General features: G+C 67.8%; 14 protein-coding genes. 5 read left to right on the top strand and 9 right to left on the bottom strand.

The window, feature by feature from the left end; all coding sequences use genetic code 11:
* Window positions 1-15 precede the first annotated feature (15 nt).
* Entirely contained in the window at window positions 16-1,089 is a 1,074-nt protein-coding gene (locus tag ABIE51_RS16465; RefSeq protein ID WP_192631506.1) for a metal-dependent hydrolase, read from the top strand.
* A gap of 143 nt (window positions 1,090-1,232) precedes the next feature.
* Here ABIE51_RS16465 and ABIE51_RS16460 read toward each other — a convergent pair whose 3' ends face one another.
* The 9 genes from ABIE51_RS16460 to ABIE51_RS16420 all read right to left on the bottom strand — a co-directional run bounded on the left by ABIE51_RS16460 (window position 1,233) and on the right by ABIE51_RS16420 (window position 11,559).
* Window positions 1,233-1,550 carry a hypothetical protein gene (locus ABIE51_RS16460; protein WP_192631505.1) on the bottom strand — a complete coding sequence of 106 codons (318 nt, stop codon included), beginning with the start codon at window positions 1,548-1,550 and terminating at the stop codon, window positions 1,233-1,235.
* 217 nt (window positions 1,551-1,767) lie between these two features.
* Entirely contained in the window at window positions 1,768-2,604 is an 837-nt protein-coding gene (locus ABIE51_RS16455; RefSeq protein ID WP_192631504.1) for a methyltransferase domain-containing protein, read from the bottom strand.
* A gap of 77 nt (window positions 2,605-2,681) precedes the next feature.
* The gene (gene dusB, locus ABIE51_RS16450; protein ID WP_192631503.1) at window positions 2,682-3,692 is read right to left on the bottom strand and encodes a tRNA dihydrouridine synthase DusB; all 1,011 of its coding nucleotides are present in this window, start codon (window positions 3,690-3,692) and stop codon (window positions 2,682-2,684) included.
* 81 nt (window positions 3,693-3,773) lie between these two features.
* Entirely contained in the window at window positions 3,774-4,802 is a 1,029-nt protein-coding gene (locus ABIE51_RS16445) for a PepSY-associated TM helix domain-containing protein (RefSeq protein WP_192631502.1), read from the bottom strand.
* A 72-nt stretch (window positions 4,803-4,874) separates the two neighbouring features.
* Window positions 4,875-7,016, bottom strand: a complete 2,142-nt coding sequence (locus ABIE51_RS16440; protein WP_192631501.1) for a TonB-dependent receptor — start codon at window positions 7,014-7,016, stop codon at window positions 4,875-4,877.
* Between the two features lie 143 nt (window positions 7,017-7,159).
* Window positions 7,160-8,164 carry a ribokinase gene (locus ABIE51_RS16435; RefSeq protein WP_192631500.1) on the bottom strand — a complete coding sequence of 335 codons (1,005 nt, stop codon included), beginning with the start codon at window positions 8,162-8,164 and terminating at the stop codon, window positions 7,160-7,162.
* A gap of 81 nt (window positions 8,165-8,245) precedes the next feature.
* A complete protein-coding gene (locus ABIE51_RS16430; protein WP_192631499.1) occupies window positions 8,246-9,544 on the bottom strand; it encodes a NupC/NupG family nucleoside CNT transporter in 1,299 nt (432 codons plus the stop codon).
* A 190-nt stretch (window positions 9,545-9,734) separates the two neighbouring features.
* A complete protein-coding gene (locus ABIE51_RS16425) occupies window positions 9,735-10,871 on the bottom strand; it encodes a GGDEF domain-containing protein (RefSeq protein ID WP_192631498.1) in 1,137 nt (378 codons plus the stop codon).
* A gap of 109 nt (window positions 10,872-10,980) precedes the next feature.
* A complete protein-coding gene (locus ABIE51_RS16420; protein ID WP_198173706.1) occupies window positions 10,981-11,559 on the bottom strand; it encodes a TMEM165/GDT1 family protein in 579 nt (192 codons plus the stop codon).
* A gap of 326 nt (window positions 11,560-11,885) precedes the next feature.
* Here ABIE51_RS16420 and ABIE51_RS16415 point away from each other — a divergent pair, with 326 nt between their 5' ends.
* From ABIE51_RS16415 to ABIE51_RS16400, 4 genes are all read left to right on the top strand, one after another.
* Window positions 11,886-12,854 (top strand): aldo/keto reductase, encoded by a 969-nt coding sequence (locus tag ABIE51_RS16415; protein ID WP_192631497.1) that lies wholly within the window; start codon window positions 11,886-11,888, stop codon window positions 12,852-12,854.
* A 74-nt stretch (window positions 12,855-12,928) separates the two neighbouring features.
* Window positions 12,929-13,168, top strand: coding sequence for a hemin uptake protein HemP (locus ABIE51_RS16410; RefSeq protein WP_192631496.1), 240 nt, complete (start codon window positions 12,929-12,931; stop codon window positions 13,166-13,168).
* 186 nt (window positions 13,169-13,354) lie between these two features.
* Window positions 13,355-15,649, top strand: coding sequence for a TonB-dependent hemoglobin/transferrin/lactoferrin family receptor (locus tag ABIE51_RS16405; protein WP_192631495.1), 2,295 nt, complete (start codon window positions 13,355-13,357; stop codon window positions 15,647-15,649).
* A gap of 41 nt (window positions 15,650-15,690) precedes the next feature.
* The gene (locus ABIE51_RS16400) at window positions 15,691-16,638 is read left to right on the top strand and encodes a DUF6607 family protein (protein WP_192631494.1); all 948 of its coding nucleotides are present in this window, start codon (window positions 15,691-15,693) and stop codon (window positions 16,636-16,638) included.
* Window positions 16,639-16,786: the final 148 nt, after the last annotated feature.

Raw genomic sequence — 16,786 nt, 5'->3', positions numbered from 1 at the left:
CGCTAGCATCGCCGGATGGATTCCTTCACGCAGATCGTCCTCGGCGCGGCCGTCGCCGCCGCCATCGCCCCGCCGCAACATCGTCGTGCCGCGCTCATCGCCGGCGCAGCACTGGGCACCTTGCCCGACCTCGACGTGTTGCCCATCAACCTGATCACCGACGACCCGGTCGCGCGCATGACATGGCATCGCAGCTGGAGCCATTCGTTGCTCGTGCTGCCGTTCGTCGCGTGGGCGCTGTGGGCGTGGTTCCGGTCGCGCGGCGGCCGTGTGGCCCAATCGCCAACGCGGTGGTTCTGGGCGATGCAGGGCGCGTTGCTGACGCATCCGCTGCTGGACGCCTTCACCGTCTACGGCACGCAGCTGCTCTGGCCGTTGCCGACGCAGCCGGTGATGTGGTCCAGCGTGTTCATCATCGATCCGCTCTATACGGTGTGGCTGCTGCTCGCGTGCGTCGTCGCATGGTTCGCGCGCGAGCGCCGGATCGCGCAGCCGGCGCTCATCGCGGGACTGGCCTTGAGTTCGCTGTACCTGGGCCTGTCCCTCCTCGCGAAACATCAGGTCGAACGCGCGGCGGAACAGGCACTGGCCTCGCAGGAACTCGCGACCGCGCCGAGGCTTTCCGTGCCGATGCCGTTCAACATCCTGCTGTGGCGCGTGGTGGCGATGACGCCGGAGGGCTTCGTCGAAGGCGAACGCTCACTGGTGGCCGACTCGGGACCGATGCAGTTTCGCCGTCATGCATCGGACGTGGCCGCGATGGAGCAGGTGCGCGACTTTCCCGCCGTGCAGCGGCTGCAGTGGTTCAACCGCGGGTTCATGAAGGCGCAGGTACGCGAAGGCGAACTCGTGCTCTCCGACCTGCGCATGGGCGCCGAGCCCGACTACAGCTTCCGTTTCGCCGTCGCGCGCAAGGACGCCGACGGCCGCTGGGCGCAGATTCAGCCGCGACAGCTGCAGTGGCCATGGGAAGCCGGGCGTCGCCTGCGCACGATGTGGGAGCGCATCTGGCACGAACCCGCAGACGGAACCGCTGCGGCCGACGCCGACGGCGTGACGATCGAACGATCCCCAGGATCTGGAAACTGAAAAGGCGAACATTGACGCCGGGGCCGCGTGGCGTGCACACGCGGTCCCTTCAGGCGGACGTTGAGCTGTTCACTTTCAGCACCTTGTGAAGGACGAAACCCGGCCGGTCCGGAGCGCGCGCGTCGCGTGCGCCCCGAACCGACTCACAGCGCGTTGTGCGCTTCCAGCAACGCGTCGTCGATCTGCACGATGTACTCGTTGCCCTTGGCGTCGTGCAGCGCGACGGCTTCGCCGTCCATGAGGCGGTTGTAGTTGTCCTTGCCGATGGCGGCGACGAATTTGTCGAGCGCGCGATCGTAGGTATACGGATACTCGGCAAACGCGGTGCGGTTGCCGACGATCATCTGTACCTTGCGCTCGGACAGTCCGGTGATCTTCGACAGATCGCCCACCGGATCGGCGGCCCATGCCGGCGCCGTTACCGCCATCGCCAGCGCGATGAATGCAATCTTGGCTTTCATGTGTGGCCTCCTGGTCCGCCGGGGCGCTGCGGTGGCCCGCAGAGGGGACGCCCCGACGCTTGCAGGTTGGGTCATGCGGACCAGAAAAACATCGGCCGAAGGGGGCTGTTACTTTCGACCTGCACCGCTCGTCGCGAGCGCGATGAGCGCACATGCGCATGAAGGTTTCATGCGAAAGCGCTTCGCGTTCTTCACCTTTCTCACGAAACCGGAAACCTCAGTAAACGACCGCGCGCGCCTGCACGAACGCATAGAAGAACACGGCGTTCGGATCGTTCTGCACCTGATGCATTTCGCGTCGCATGCCATCGACGACGTCCTGCGTCACCTTGCCGGCCTGGATGAGCTGGTCGGCCGCGGACAGCAGCAGCTCTTCCCAGAACGCGATCATCGTCTTGCGCCGCGCGGGTTCGCGGTTGTCGAAATAGAACGTCTTCACGTCGGTGGTGACATCGCGGAACCCGCCCGCCAGTAGCAGGTTGCCGAGCTTGGCGCCGACGAACGGATCGCCGCCGCTGTCGTACTGGAAATCGTTGAATGCCATCCAATAACGCCACACGTTCGGCGAGTACGGATCGAGCAGGAAAGAGGAGTTCATCACCTCGGTGATGTACACCGGCGAGCCCGGCGCGAGCACGCGACGCACCTCGTTGAGCACGCGCGCCGGCGAGGGCACGTGTTCGAGCACCCAGCACAGGAACGCGGCATCGAAGGTGCGCGGTTCGAATGGCAGGTTCGTCGCGTCGGACTGATGCAGTTCGTAGCGCCCTTTCAGCCACGGCATCGCGTCGAGGTTGGTGCGGGCCGCATCGAGCTGCGCCTCGTTGAGGTCGACGCAGGTCGCGTGCAGCTCGGGAAAGCGGCGCAGCAGGATCTCGGTCTGCGCGCCGACGCCGCTCCCCACTTCGAGCAGCCGCCTCGCGTTGCTGTAGTCGATGTCGTGGAAGATCGTCGATTCGGCCAGCCGGGCCTGCTTCACCAGGCGCGCCTGTTCGGTCGAGGAGAAGCCGTGCAGATAGGGAAAGTCGGAGCAGGAAGACGACGTGTCGGACATGGCCGCACCCTTGGCGTTCGGATGCGCAGATGCTCGCACGGGAGAAGTTAAGGGCGAGCCGTCGTCCCGACTTTCGTCTACGCGGCGACGCCCAGCGGCTGCACGCCTGCGATCAGCGCGTCGAAGTAGTCGCGCGTGAGTGTCAGCTGGGCTTCGGCGGTCTCGGCACGATTGACCACGGCGCGGAACGCCGCGTTCTCCGGCCGGTCCTTCGCGTACCACCCCAGGTGCTTGCGCGCGATGCGCACGCCGGAGGTCTCGCCGTAGAACGCGTGAAGGTGTTCCAGGTGCCCGAGCAGCACATCGCGCACCTCGGCCAGTGTCGGCTCCGCAAGCACGTCGCCGTGTTCGAGGTAATGCGCGATCTCGCGGAAGATCCACGGCCGGCCCTGCGCGGCGCGGCCGACGAGCACCGCGTCGCAGCCCGTATGCGCCAGCACCTGCGCCGCCTTCTGCGGCGAATCGATGTCGCCGTTGGCGAACACCGGGATCGACAGCGCGGCCTTCACCTCGGCGATCGTGTCGTACTCGGCGACGCCGGTGTACTGCTGGTCGCGCGTGCGGCCGTGGACGGCGAGCGCGGCGATGCCGGCGTCCTGCGCGATGCGCGCGATCTGCAGCGCGTTGCGCTGGCCTTCGGCCCAGCCGGTGCGGATCTTCAACGTGACCGGCACGTTCACCGCGCGCACGACGGCGTCGAGGATGCGCGCGACGAGTTCGGGTTCGCGCATCAGCGCCGAACCCGCCCACGCGTTGCACACCTTCTTCGCGGGGCAGCCCATGTTGATGTCGATGATCTGCGCGCCGTGGTCGACGTTGTAGCGCGCCGCGTCGGCCATCACCTCGGGCACCGTGCCGGCGATCTGAACGCTGATCGGCGACGGTTCGCCGTCGTGGTCCATGCGATGGCGCGATTTCGAGGTCGACCAGAAGCGGGGATCGGACGTCGTCATCTCCGACACGCACAGCCCGGCCCCCATGCGCTTGCACAGGATGCGAAAGGGCTTGTCGGTCACGCCCGCCATCGGCGCCAGGACGACGCGCGGGGCGATTTCGTGCGGACCGATGCGGAAGGAGAGGGCGGACATGGGTCGATTGTACCGGGCCCCCAACCGTCATCCCGGCGAAAGCCGGGACGCGGGGTCCCGAACCATCCGCGAGCCCGAAGTTCAGCGCTTCCCGCGCCGCCGCCGCCAGAACAGGAAACCGGTGACCAGCAGGAACATCGGCAACAGGCCGGTGAACGCGGTGATCCATTTCATCGCCGTGCCGCCCACCGCGCCGACGTGCAGCGGATAGAAGGCCTGGCTCATGCGCATACCGAGCCTGTGCGTCGTCGCGTCGAAGGCCTGCACGACGCGGCCATCGCGCGACATCACCACCGTGCTGCGGCCGACGGGGTGCCATTCGCCCTTCGCCTGCAGGCGGAACGACACCGCACCTTCACTCGCATCGGGCACCGACACGCGCGCCAGCCGTGCCTCGGGAATCGCGATGCGCGCTTGCGCGATGGCGCGCGTCCAATCGATCGCCGCATCGCTTGCGGGCAGTTCCGGCGCCTTCACGTTCTTCCCGCCGAACGTTGCCGTCAGCGCCTTCTGGAAGGCCTTCGAATACACCATGCCGACGCCGGTCACCGTCGCCAGCAACAGCAGCGGAAGCAGGATCACGCCGGAGCTGCGATGCCACGTGAGCCAGCGCCGCACCGGCGGGCCGGCGTGCATCTTTAGCTGTGCAACGAATCGCCCGCGTTTCGGCCACCACAGGTACAGGCCGATGAGGATCATCGCCAGGCTGATGCAGCCGATCACGCCCCACACTTCGCGGCCGGTCTTTCCGCCGAGCAGGTCGACGTGCCATTCGTGCAGCCACAGCAGCACGTCGTCGTGCTGGCTGCGATAGAGCAGCAGCGCGCCGTCTTCGGGCGCGAAGTACTGGCGATGACCATCCTCGAAATACGCCTGCCAGACCGGCAGTTCATCACGCGGAACGTCGAGCGAGCGCATGCCCTCCGGGCCCCAGCGTTCGATCAGCTGCGCGAGCACGCGTCCATCGGCAACGGGCGCGTGCTGCGCGAGTTGCGGATGCTGCAGCTTGAGCAGGTCGACATGGAACACCAGCACCGTGCCGGCGAGCGAGGCCAGCGCGAACACCAGCCCCGCCGTCAGCCCGGTCCACAGGTGCAGCCAGGACAGCACCGCCCGCAGCCGCCGTTTCGGCACTGCTTTCGTGGCGGGCGTTGTCGCGGCCATGTCCATCGGAGCGATTTATCAGAACCGGTGCGACCAGCCCACCGTCAGCACGCGACCGCGGCCTGCGGTGTAAGTGTCGGCGCGCGGCGTGGTCTGCGAGTAGTACGTCGTGTACTGCTCGCCGAACAGGTTCTCGACGCCGACGTTCAGCGCGCCCAGCGGCAGCTGGAAGCGCGCCTGCAGGTCGACCGTCGTGTAGCCCTCGAAGTCGTCCGGCAGCGTGGTGCCGCGATAGTCGAAATCGCGATCGAACGAATGGCTGGCCTGCAGGCGCGTGGAGATCGCCTGTGTCCACGTCTGGTCCCAGAACGCGGTCGCGCGGTCGGGCGCGACGTTGATGCCGGGCAGGTCGCTGTCGACGCGGTCGTCGCCGTTGCTGTCGTAGCGGCCGTCGGTCTTCGCGTAGGCCACGCCGACGCGCGTGGCGTCGGTGAACTGGTAGGCGACGCTGCCTTCGAAACCGTCGATCTCGGTGCGCTCGCGCACGACGTTGTACGTCTGCGTGGCGTTGTCGAACGCCAGGCGCGAACCGAGGTCGGAATCCGACCAGTACGCGGCCAGGTGCACCAGCCAGCGGCCGTCGTCGTAGTCGAGGCCGATTTCCTGGTTGTCGGCGATCACCGGCTGCAGGTCGACGAGCGTGTCCACGCGCTGGTTCGGCGTGTTGATCGCGCGCAGCACGCGACCGATGTCGGCGACCGTATAGCCTTCCGAATACGACGCGTAGAGCTTCAGCGCGTCGGTGGCTCCCCACACGATGCCGACGTTGGGCAGCGTTTCGCTCGTTTCCGGAGAGCCGCCTTCGACCAGGTAGCGGCGACCGTGCACGGCAGGCGCGAGGCGCTGGTCGGGAATGGTGAGGTAGTCGTCGACGTCCAGCTTGCCGCGCTCGTGGCGCAGGCCGCCGGTGAGCATGACCGAGTCGGCCACCCACCATTCCAGCTGCACGAAGGGCGACACCGATTCGTACGAAGTTTCCGGGACCCAGTCCATGCCCGCGCGCACGAGTTCCTGCGAGGTCGTATCGCGCGCGATGTCCAGGCCGACCGTAGCGCGCAGGCGCAGGCCGAACAGGTCGCCGCGCGACCAGCTGAACTTGCCACCGAGCTTCTCGGAGAGGTTCTGCGACTGGTCGAACCAGTTTGGATCGCGGCCATCGCCCCAGAAATCGCCCCAGTAGCTGCCGCCGTAGAGGGCTTCGAAATCGACCCAGTACAGCTGCGCCTGGAAGTAGCCGCCGGCAAGCGCCTTGTCGGTGTAGTCCAGCGTCAGCGACGTGGAGCGGTTGCGCGGGCCCTCGCCGATGCTGCCGCCGCGCGCGGACGTCGCCAGCTGGCCCGTCGCGGGGTTGCCGTTGACCGCGTGGTAGTTGTTGTTGCCCTGCAGTTCGTAGCGGTTCGCGCTGAGCTGCAGGCGGCGGGTTTCGCCGAGGTTCCAGCCGGCCTTCGCGAAGAGGTTGTAGCTCTCCGCGTCCATCAGGTCGCCCTGCACGTCGTTGACCGCGATGGAGTCGCCGTCGCCGTCGTAGTACAGGCCCTCGCTGGCGAAGGACGCGCCGCCGACGAAATCGAACGCACCCGAGCGCGTGCCGAACAGGTACGAGGCGCGATAGCCGGTGCTGTCGCTTTCGTGCGGAACGGCCGTCGATGCGGCGACGGAAACGTCCTGGAACGTCGCGCCATCCTCGCGCGGCGCGCGCTTGGTGATGATGTTGATGATGCCGCCCGACGCGCCCAGGCCCTGCAGCGCGTTGGCGCCGTGGATGACCTCGATGCGTTCGATCATCGACGGATCGATGGTGTGGCCGTCGCGGCCGCCGTCGCGCAGCGGCGTGGACTGCGGCACGCCGTCCACCAGGTACAGCGGCTTGCGGCCGCGCAGCGTCTCGCCGCTGTTGGTGAGCTTCTGGCGGGACGGCGCGAAGGAGGGAATCAGGTTCGCCAGCACCTGCGAGACGTCCTGCGTCAGCGCGAGCTGCTGCTGCAGCTGCGCCTGGTCGATCACCGTGATCGTGTTGGGCAGCGCGGCTTCGGAATCGGGAACGCGGCTGGTGCTGGCCGAGACGGTGACGCGATCGATGTCGGTGGCCTCATCGGCGTGGGCGACGGGCACGACAAGGGCGGCCAGCAGGGCGCTGGCGAGGGCATGGCGGCGGAGCATCGTGGAATCCGGGACTTTCGAAGCCCGCCATGGTAATGCGAATAATTCTTATTTGATAGGGCGCGGGCTTGTGGCAGCGGGCCGGGCAGGCGCGCGCATCCCGACGGTTAAAGCCCCTCTCCCGGTGGGAGAGGGCTCAAGCGTCAGCTGAAGCGCTTCCGCACATCCACGTCGCGCGGCATCGAAGCGGCTGCGCCCGCGCTTTCCGTCGACAACGCCGCGTACCGGTTCGCGTAGTGCAGGTGGTCGGCGAACGCGGCGTCCGGTCGCAGCGCCCACGACGCCGCAAGCGCGCCGTTGAACGCATCGCCGGCGCCGGTGGTGTCCTGCGGCTGCACCTTCGCGCCGGGCACGCGGTAGTGCGTCCGGGCGTCGCGGTGCAGTACATCGTCGGCGTGCGAAACGAAGCAGCCCGCCGCGCCCAGCGTCACGACCACCGTGCCGTGCGGAAGCAGGCGGCGGCACCAGGCGTGGAGCGTGTCGTCGTCCTGCGTGGCGACGATCGACGCATCGACGCGCTCGCCGACGTGCCGTTCAAGCTGCGCGCAGAACTCGCTTTCGTTAGGCGTGATCACGTCGCTCAACGCGAGCAGCGAAGCCGGCACGCGCGCGTCGGCCGGCGCGGGATTGAGCATCGTGCGCACGCCGGCGTCGCGTGCGATCGCGAATGCGGCCTCGATCGACGCCAGCGGCGATTCCAGCTGTGCGAGCAGCACGTGCGCGCCATGGATGACGTCGCGCTGCGATCGCACGAAATCAACGGGAAGGTCGGCGTTGGCGCCAGGGCCGATCACGATGGAATTGCGGCCGTCGTGATCGACGTAGATGCCGGCGGTGCCGGTCGGCGCCTGGCTGGAATGCTCGCGAAGATCGAGCCCGTCGGCGGTGGCAAGCGCGCGTGCGAGCTGCCCGCCGAGGTCCTCGCCGAGGGCGCACACGAACGTCGTCGCCGCGCCCGCGCGGACCGCGGCGGTGGCCTGGTTGAAGCCCTTTCCGCCGGGGCCGGTGTGGTACTGCCCGCTGAGCGTCTCGCCCGGCCGCGGCAGCGCCGCGACGGTCCACACGTGGTCGACGTTGAACGAACCGACGACGACTATGGAGCCGGGATTGGTGATTCGTGATTCGTGATTCGTTGAAGCAACGCTCATCGCTACGCCTGCCGAAGGTTGTGGCCGATCGGGGATCCGCCTTTGCGAATCACGAATCCCCAATCACGAATCACGGCATCTTCAGCTGCCAAACCACGTCAGCACGCCCGCGATCGTTGCCGTCATGAACGTCGCGATCGAACCGCCGAGCACGGCGCGCAGGCCGAAGCGGGCGAGGTCCTGGCGACGTTCCGGCGCGAGGCCCCCTATGCCGCCGATCTGGATCGCAATCGACGAGAAGTTGGCGAAGCCGCACAGCGCGTAGGTCGCGATCAGGCGGCCCTGGTCGGTCAGCGTCACGCCGGCGACCTTGCCGTTGACGATGTCGGCCAGCTGCAGGTACGCCACGAACTCATTGATGACGATCTTCTGGCCGATCAGGCTGCCGACGGTGGACGCGTCCTGCCACGGCGTGCCGATCACCCACGCCAGCGGCGCGAGCACGTAGCCGAAGATGGTCGCCAGGTCGAACGGCTTGCCGATGGCGGCCGAAATGCCGGTGACGTCGCCGAACCACGACAGCGGCCAGTTCACCAGCGCGATCAGCGCGATGAAGGCCAGCAGCATCGCGCCGATGTTCAGCGCCAGGCGCAGGCCGTCGCCCGCGCCGGCTGCGGCGGCGTCGATGATGTTGGCGGTGTTCTTCTCCACTTCCATCTTCACCGTGCCGCGCGTGAGCGGTTCGCCGGTTTCGGGAATGAGGATCTTGGCGATGACCAGCGTCGCCGGCGCGGCCATGATCGACGCCGCGAGCAGGTGCTTGGCGTAGAACGCCTGCTGCTCCGGATCGCCGCCGCCGAGCATCCCCACGTATGCCGCGAGCACGCCGCCGGCAATGTGCGCCATGCCGCCGATCATCATCGTGATCAGCTCCGACTCGGTCATCTTCGGGATGTACGGGCGCACCGTCAGCGGCGCCTCGGTCTGGCCGATGAACACGCTGGCGCAGACACTGGTGGTTTCCGCGCCGGACACGCGCATCACCTTGGTGATCACCCACGCCATGCCGCGCACGACCGCCTGCATCACGCCCAGGTGGTAGAGCACGCCCATCAGCGCGGCGAAGAAGATGATCGTCGGCAACACCTGGAAGGCGAAGATGAAGCCGTAGGTGTTCACGTCCATCAGGTTGCCGAAGATGAACTTCGAGCCTTCGCCGACGAAGCTGAGCACCTTCACGAAGCCGTGGCCGATGGCGTCGAAGACGTCCTTGCCGCCGGGCACCAGCAGCACCAGCGCGGCGAAGGCGACCTGCAGGCTGACGCCGGTGATCACCAGCTTCCAGTCCACGCGACGCTTGTTGTTCGAGAACAGCCACGCGATGCCGATGAGCACCGCAAGACCAAACAGGCCAAAGGCCACCCGGGTAATGGCTTCCACTCAGTTCTCCCCTGCAACCGGCGGCCGGCAGCGAGTCTTGTCGTTCAGGAATGATGCGGCCTGAGCCCTCGCGGGGGCGGGTCATGGCTGCGGCGGCGCGTAGTTTACGACGAGGCCGCCCGGCCGCGAGGGCCGGTACTTCCAGAGGGGACCGCCGCGGCAGCGTGTCGGAAAAATGCGCGTCGTGGGGTCAGGTATCGCGCGCGACGACCCGGTTCCGTCCCTGGAGCTTGGCCTGCTGGAGACGGCCGTCCGCGCGGCGCAGCAGGCGCGAGAGGTCCGAGCCCTCGTGCGGGAAGCCCGCCAGTCCGGCGCTGAAGCTCAGCGCGACGGTGTCGGCGCCGCGCTCGGGTTCGAACGGCCGCTCGCCGAGGGCGCGGCGGATGGCGTCCACGCGTTCCCAGGCCGTGCCGATCGGCTTGCGCAGCAGCAGCACGAATTCCTCGCCGCCGATGCGCACCAGCCATTCGCCCGGTTCGGCCAGCTCGCGCAGGACCGACACGACGTGGCGAAGCGCGCGGTCGCCCGCGTGGTGGCCGTGGGCGTCGTTGATGCGCTTGAAGTGGTCCAGGTCGATCAGCGCCAGGGTCAGGCTGTCGCCGTCGTGGCGGACGCTGTCGAACAGGCGCGGCACGCGGTACATCAGCCACGTGCGATTCGGGAGGCGCGTCAGGCCGTCGGTGCCGGACATCTCGACCAGCCGCTGCATCCGGTAGACCACCATCGCGGTGATCAGCGTGAACACGCCCAGCAGGATCACGCGCTGCAGCTGGCCGGGCAGGGTGATCGCGCCGTAGTCGCTGGAAATCAGCTGCTCCGGCGAACCGGCAGATGCGAACGCCCACAGCGCGAGCAGGCTGTACTGGCCGATCGCCAGCGCGCCCGCGAACAGCGCAATGCGGCCGTCGCTGCGCGGCGCGGTGAGCACGATCGCCACCACGTAGCCGCACCAGGCGGTGAGGTTGTTGAGGCCGGCGGGCAGGTGATCGGCGGCGAGGATGATCAGCAGTACGGTCGTGGCGGTGACGTCGAACGCCGACGACGCGAACGGCAGCCAGCGGAACAGCCGCCGCCGACGCGCGAGCGCCAGCCACAGGTGCGCGAAGATGTTGATGACGATCGCGCCGGCGAGGCCGATCAGGGTGTCCTTGACGCTGCCGCCGGCGAGCGCGTTCGTCACCGGCAGCACCAGAAGCATCGCGGCGATGACCACGCGCAGGCGCGCGACCATCAGCTCGCCGCCGGCGCCGATCTCCAACATGATTTCGTCCGGCCGCGCCAGCAGCGCGGCGACGACGTCGCGGACCCTTCCGCCGGTTCCGAGCATGCGCTTCCCCCGCTTGCCGGCCCGTCACGGGCCGCGCCGAGCATAACGCGCCCGGGCGGCCTGCCGCGTGGCGCGCTCCTTCGGCCTGAAGCAGCGCGCCGACGCAGGCTTATCCGATGCCGCGCACCGCGGCCCAGATCGCCAGCACCAGGAAGACCACTGCCGCCGTATAGCGCGCCGCCTTCAGCGGCAGGCGGTCGGCCAGCTTGCTGCCCAGCAGCACCACCGGCACGTTGGCCAGCAGCATGCCGACGGTCGTGCCGACGACCACTTCCCACAGTGGCGAATACTTGGCGGCCAGCAGCACGGTCGCGACCTGCGTCTTGTCGCCGATCTCGGCCAGGAAGAAGGCGAACGTCGTGGCGACGAACGCCCCGCGTGCCGGCAGCGATTCCTCGCCTTCGTCGAGCTTGTCCGGCTTGAGCGTCCAGATGGCGACCGCCAGGAAGCTGATCGCCACGACCCAGCGCAGCACGTCGGGCGTCAGCCATTGCGCCACCAGCGTGCCGAACCAGCCGGCCAGCGCGTGGTTGAGCAGCGTGGCGACCAGGATGCCGGCGATGATCGGCAGCGGCTTGCGGAAGCGCGCGGCGAGCAGCAGCGCGAGCAGCTGCGTCTTGTCGCCGATCTCGGCCAGCGCGACGGTGCCCGTGGAGATCGCGGCCGTCATCAGGGGAAAGTGATCCATCATGAAACTCCGGGGTCGGGCTTTCGCGTGGACGCGAAAGGCAGCCGTCACACGGCCCGACCCGGCTGATTGCCAGTTGCGCGCGCGACGCCTGCCTTCGGTCTTGCCCGTGGTCGCTGGCCGTGCCCGAGGGCGTCCGGCTGGCTGCCGCTCCCGCGCCATGGCCTGTGGGCCAAGTGTGTTGACGCGGGTCCCCGCCGGCGTGCCGCGGGCGGAGGGGCTACTCCCCGGAGGAGGAAGTGCGCGCATTGTACCGACCGGACGCGCACGGCGGCAGGGCTAAACTGAACGACTCCGCCCGCCAGCCCCAATCCGGAGCACCCCACATGCAATACCGCCGCCTCGGTTCATCCGGCCTGCAACTTTCGGCGCTGTCCTTCGGCGCCTGGCTCACCTTCGGCGCGCAGATCGGGCGCTCGACCGCGCGCGACCTGGTCGCCGCCGCCTGGGACAACGGCGTCAACTTCTTCGACAACGCCGAGACCTACGCCAATGGCGAGGCCGAGAAGGTCATGGGCGACGTGATCGCCGACCTCCGCCTACCGCGCGACGGCTTCTGCGTTTCAAGCAAAGTGTTCTTCGGCGCGGTCGATGCTCCCGGCCCGACGCAGCGCGGCCTGTCGCGAAAGCACGTCACCGACGCCTGCCACGCGGCGCTCAAGCGGCTGCGCGTGGAGACGCTCGATCTGTACTACTGCCATCGTCCCGATCCGGACACGCCCATCGAGGAAACCGTAGGTGCGATGGACGCGCTTATCCGCCAGGGCAAGGTGCTGTACTGGGGAACGTCGGAATGGACCGCGGCGCAGATCCGCGACGCGCACCGCATCGCGCACGCACGCAACTGGTATGCGCCGACGATGGAACAGCCGCAGTACAACCTGCTGCATCGCGAGCGCGTCGAACTCGAGTACGCGCCGCTGTACGCCGAATACGGACTGGGTACGACGATCTGGTCGCCGCTCGCGTCGGGCCTGCTGACGGGCAAGTACAACGCCGGCGTTCCGACCGAAGCGCGCCTGGGGCGCGAAGGCCTCGGCTGGCTGCAGCGTTCGGTGCTCGGCGAGGAGGGCGCACGCGTCGAACGGGCGCGTCGTTTCGTCGCCACCGCGCAGGAACTCGGCGTCGCGCCGGCGCCGCTCGCCATCGCGTGGTGCCTGCGCAACCCGCACGTGTCGAGCGTGATCCTGGGTGCGAGCCGGCCGGAGCAGCTGATCCAGAACCTCGAGGCGCTGGAGCTGGCCGAACGCCTGGCCCAAGGCGACTGGCAGCGGGTCGAAGCCGCCGTCGGATGAGCGGTCGCGGGGCGGGTTGACTGTCAAATGAGAATCATTATCATCCGTGGCGAGCCCTCGAACGAGCCACGCCCATGTCGACGCGCCCCACGCTGCTACAGCTCAAGCCCCGAACCCAACGCCTATCGCCGCCGATCGCGTCCGTAGCCGCGATCCCGTCGGCCTCGACGCTGCCCGCCAGCGCACCGTTCGCCCAGGGGTTGCTCGACAGCGACGACCTGCTGCGCGGTGGCCGTGAAGTGCTGATCCGCCACGGCGACGAGGTCTATCGTCTGCGCCACACGCGCAACGACAAGCTGATCCTCACCAAGTAATCCTTCCCTGACGGCGGCCCCTGCGGCCGCCGCAATGCACGACCGCGCGGCGATTCCTTGGGGAAGGACGCCGCGCACGGCCGCATCCGGCGGCACCACCTTCTCTCAATCCCACTCTCTCTCCCAAGGCAAGCAAGCCCGCCGGCAACGGCTGCCAGCCGCCTCGGAATCACTCCGAGACCGCGCATGCACCCTGTACGCAACACCCTGGCCCTTGCCCTGATGCTCGCCATTCCCGCCGTCGCGATCGCCGACGACGTGGCGCCCGACGGTAGCGACCCCTCGATCGCTGCCGCCGCCACGGGCGCAATCGCCGCCAACGAGTTCGACCGCATCGTCGTCACCGCCACCCTGACCGAGCGTGCGCTGGACGACGTGCCGAACGTCGTCACCGCGATCAATCGCGACGAGATGGACCGCAACCTCGTGCGCGACCTGAAGGGCCTGTTCCGCTACGAGCCGGGCATCACCGTGTCGGGCGGTTCGGGACGTTTCGGCGGATTGGGCGACATCCGCATCCGCGGCCTCGGCGGCAACCGCGTGCGCATCGAAACCGACGGCATCGCGGTGCCGGACGCGTTCTCGATCGGCAGCTTCTCCAGCGCGAACCGCAACTTCGTCGATCTCGACACGCTCAAGGCGGTCGAAGTCGTGCGCGGCCCGGGCAGCGCGCTGTACGGTTCCGACGCGCTGGGTGGCGTGGTCTCGTTCGTCACGAAGGATCCGTCGGACTACCTGACGGACGGCAAGGACGCCTATTTCGGCCTGAAATTCGGCTACTTTGGCGAGGACAACGGCCTGTTCGGCGGCGCGACGGCGGCCTTCGGCGGCGAGCGCTGGTCGGGCCTGGCCGCGATCGGGCATCACCAGGGCCAGGAACGCGAGAACATGGGCGAGAACCGCGGCACGGGTTCGTCGCGCACCGCGCCGAATCCGCAGGAGTACGACGGCCGCAGCCTGCTGGCGAAGCTGGTGTTCGAAACGAGCGAGAACCAGCGCTTCAAGCTCACCGTCGAAGGCAACGAGGACAATGTCGATACCGACGTGCTCACCGCGCTCGGCGACACCTCGACGATTCCCGGTACGCCGCCGTCGGTGCGCGTCGCCTCGCAGACCGGCGACGACAAGCAGACCCGGGCGCGGGTCGCGTTCTCGCATGAGGTCGATGCGCTGGATGCCGCGTTCGCCGATTCGCTGCAGTGGCAGCTCTATCGCCAGGACAGCGAAACCACGCAGCGCACGCGCGAGGAACGCGCCACGCTGCGCAATGGCGTGGCCATCAATCCGGTGCTGCGCGAACGCGAGTTCAACTTCGACCAGCGCCTCACCGGTTTCGACGCCGTGCTGCACAAGGAGGCCACGACCGGCCCGGCAGACCACGCCATCACCTACGGCTTGGAACTCGCGCGCACCGAGTTCAAACAGAAGCGCGACGGCCGCGCGACCAACCTGCTGACCGGCACCGTGACGAACGTGATTTCGCCCGACACGTTCCCGGTGCGCGACTTCCCCGTCAGCGACACGACGCAGGCCGCGCTCTTCGTGCAGGACGAGATGTCGTTCGCCGGCGGCACGTTCCGCCTGATCCCGGCCGTGCGCGTGGATTACTACAAGCTCGAACCCAAGCCCGACGCGACCTTCACCGACGACAACCCGGGCGTCGAAGTGGCGGAGCTGAGCGAGACCAGCGTATCGCCCAAGCTCGGCGCGGTCTGGCACTTCAGCGAGGGCTGGTCGCTGTTCGGCGGCTACCAGCATGGCTTCCGCGCTCCGCCCTACAGCGACGTCAACCTCGGCTTCACCAACCTGCAGTTCGGTTACACCGCGATTCCGAATCCGGACCTGAAGCCGGAGAAAAGCAACGGCGTCGAACTCGGCCTGCGCTTCTCGAACGAGGCGGTGTACGCCGAAGTGTCGGGCTACTACAACCGCTACGACGACTTCATCGAATCTTCCGTGCAGTTGAGCGCGCCGCCGCAGACGCCGTTGATCGTGTTCCAGTCGCAGAACATCGAGGATGCGGAAATCCACGGCATCGAAGCGCGCGCGGGTGTGGACCTGGGCGCGTACAGCGACGCGCTGGCGGGCTGGTCCATTCGCGGTGCCGCCGCGTGGTCGAAGGGCGAAGACCGCACGACGAACGAGCCGCTGCCGTCGATCGATCCGCTGCGCGCCACGCTTGGCGTGGCGTACGACGCCGACACGTGGGGTGTCGAACTCGCCGGTCGCTTCGCCGCACGCAAGGATGACCTGCCCGCCGCGAACCAGTTCGAAGTGCCGGGTTACGGCGTCGTCGACCTGCTCGCGCACTGGAATTTCGCGCCGGGCGCGGTGTTCGACGTGGGCGTGTTCAACCTGGCCGATCGCAAGTACTGGGACGCCGCGGATGTGCCGGCCGGGACACTCGCGTCGAGCACGGTGCTCGACCGTTACACCAGTTCGGGCCGAAACGTCGGCGTCAGCCTGGCGGTGAGCTGGTGAGCCGTCTTTCATTCCTTCCGACCAACCCAAACGAGCCAGCCATGAAAATCCGCACGCTCGCCCTGAACCTGGGCCTCCTCGCCGCTGCCGCTTCACCAGCCGCGTTCGCCGGCACCTCGCGCGACCACGATTCGATCCTGGCGATGCAGGGCGAATACATCGTCGATTTCGCTTTCGATGAAACCGTGCTGCTTCAACCGGGCTATGAGCGCCATCCGGCGATGCGCAGCGGCGGCAACGAAACGGTGATCGTCGTGCAGGACACGCCGACGAAGATCGTGCTGCAGCACATCCTCGTGGACGGGAAGAGCGGCCACGTGACCAAGCACTGGCGGCAGGACTGGACGTTCGAGGCGCCGACGCGTTTCGAGTTCAGCGGCGACCAGACCTGGCAGGTCCGCGCGATTCCGGCGGAACTCACGCGTGGCGCGTGGACGCAGTGCGTGTACGAGGTCAGCGACGCGCCGCGCTACTGCGGCACGGGCAAGTGGACTTACGACAACGACGTGCCGACGTGGACGAGCGATACCAGTTGGCGACCGCTGCCGCGTCGCGAGTACACCAGGCGCAGCGATTACAACGCCATCAGTGCGGTCAATCGCCACACGCTGACCCCGAGCGGCTGGACGCACGAGCAGTTCAACACCAAGGTGCTGCGCAAGCCGGACGGCACGCACGTGGAACTGGCGCGTGAGTTCGGTTTCAACGACTACCAGAAGACCACCGATGTCGACTTCAAGCCCGCCTACATGTACTGGACGGCGACGAAGGAGTACTGGGCGAAGGTGCGCGCCCGCTGGGAGCGTTACCTCGGCCAGCCGCCGGGCGTGCGCCTGAAGACGAAGGTGGACGGCATGGCGATGATCATTCCGCTGTTCGAGCAGGCCGGCTCGCTGGAAGAGGGCAGGAAGGTGCGCGATGCGCAGATCGATGCGGTGTTCGACAAGTGGGTCGAGCGCGCGCCGACGGAGGCTTCGGCGCAGCGGTGATCGCGAGGTAAGCAATATCTTCGGGAAGCCGTCATCCCGGCGAGGGCCGGGATCCAGGCCGTCACGCTTTTCGAACTCCCGGCGTCATCGACCGACCGCTGCTTCTCTCTCCGACAGCATCGCGATCGACGCCGAACAACTTGCGGGC

It is taken from the genome of Lysobacter sp. OAE881, from assembly GCF_040546665.1.
In the GTDB taxonomy this organism is placed as follows: domain Bacteria; phylum Pseudomonadota; class Gammaproteobacteria; order Xanthomonadales; family Xanthomonadaceae; genus Lysobacter_J; species Lysobacter_J soli.
The sequence above is the reverse complement of the archived record's forward strand: the minus strand, read 5'-3'. Positions and strand labels throughout refer to the sequence as shown.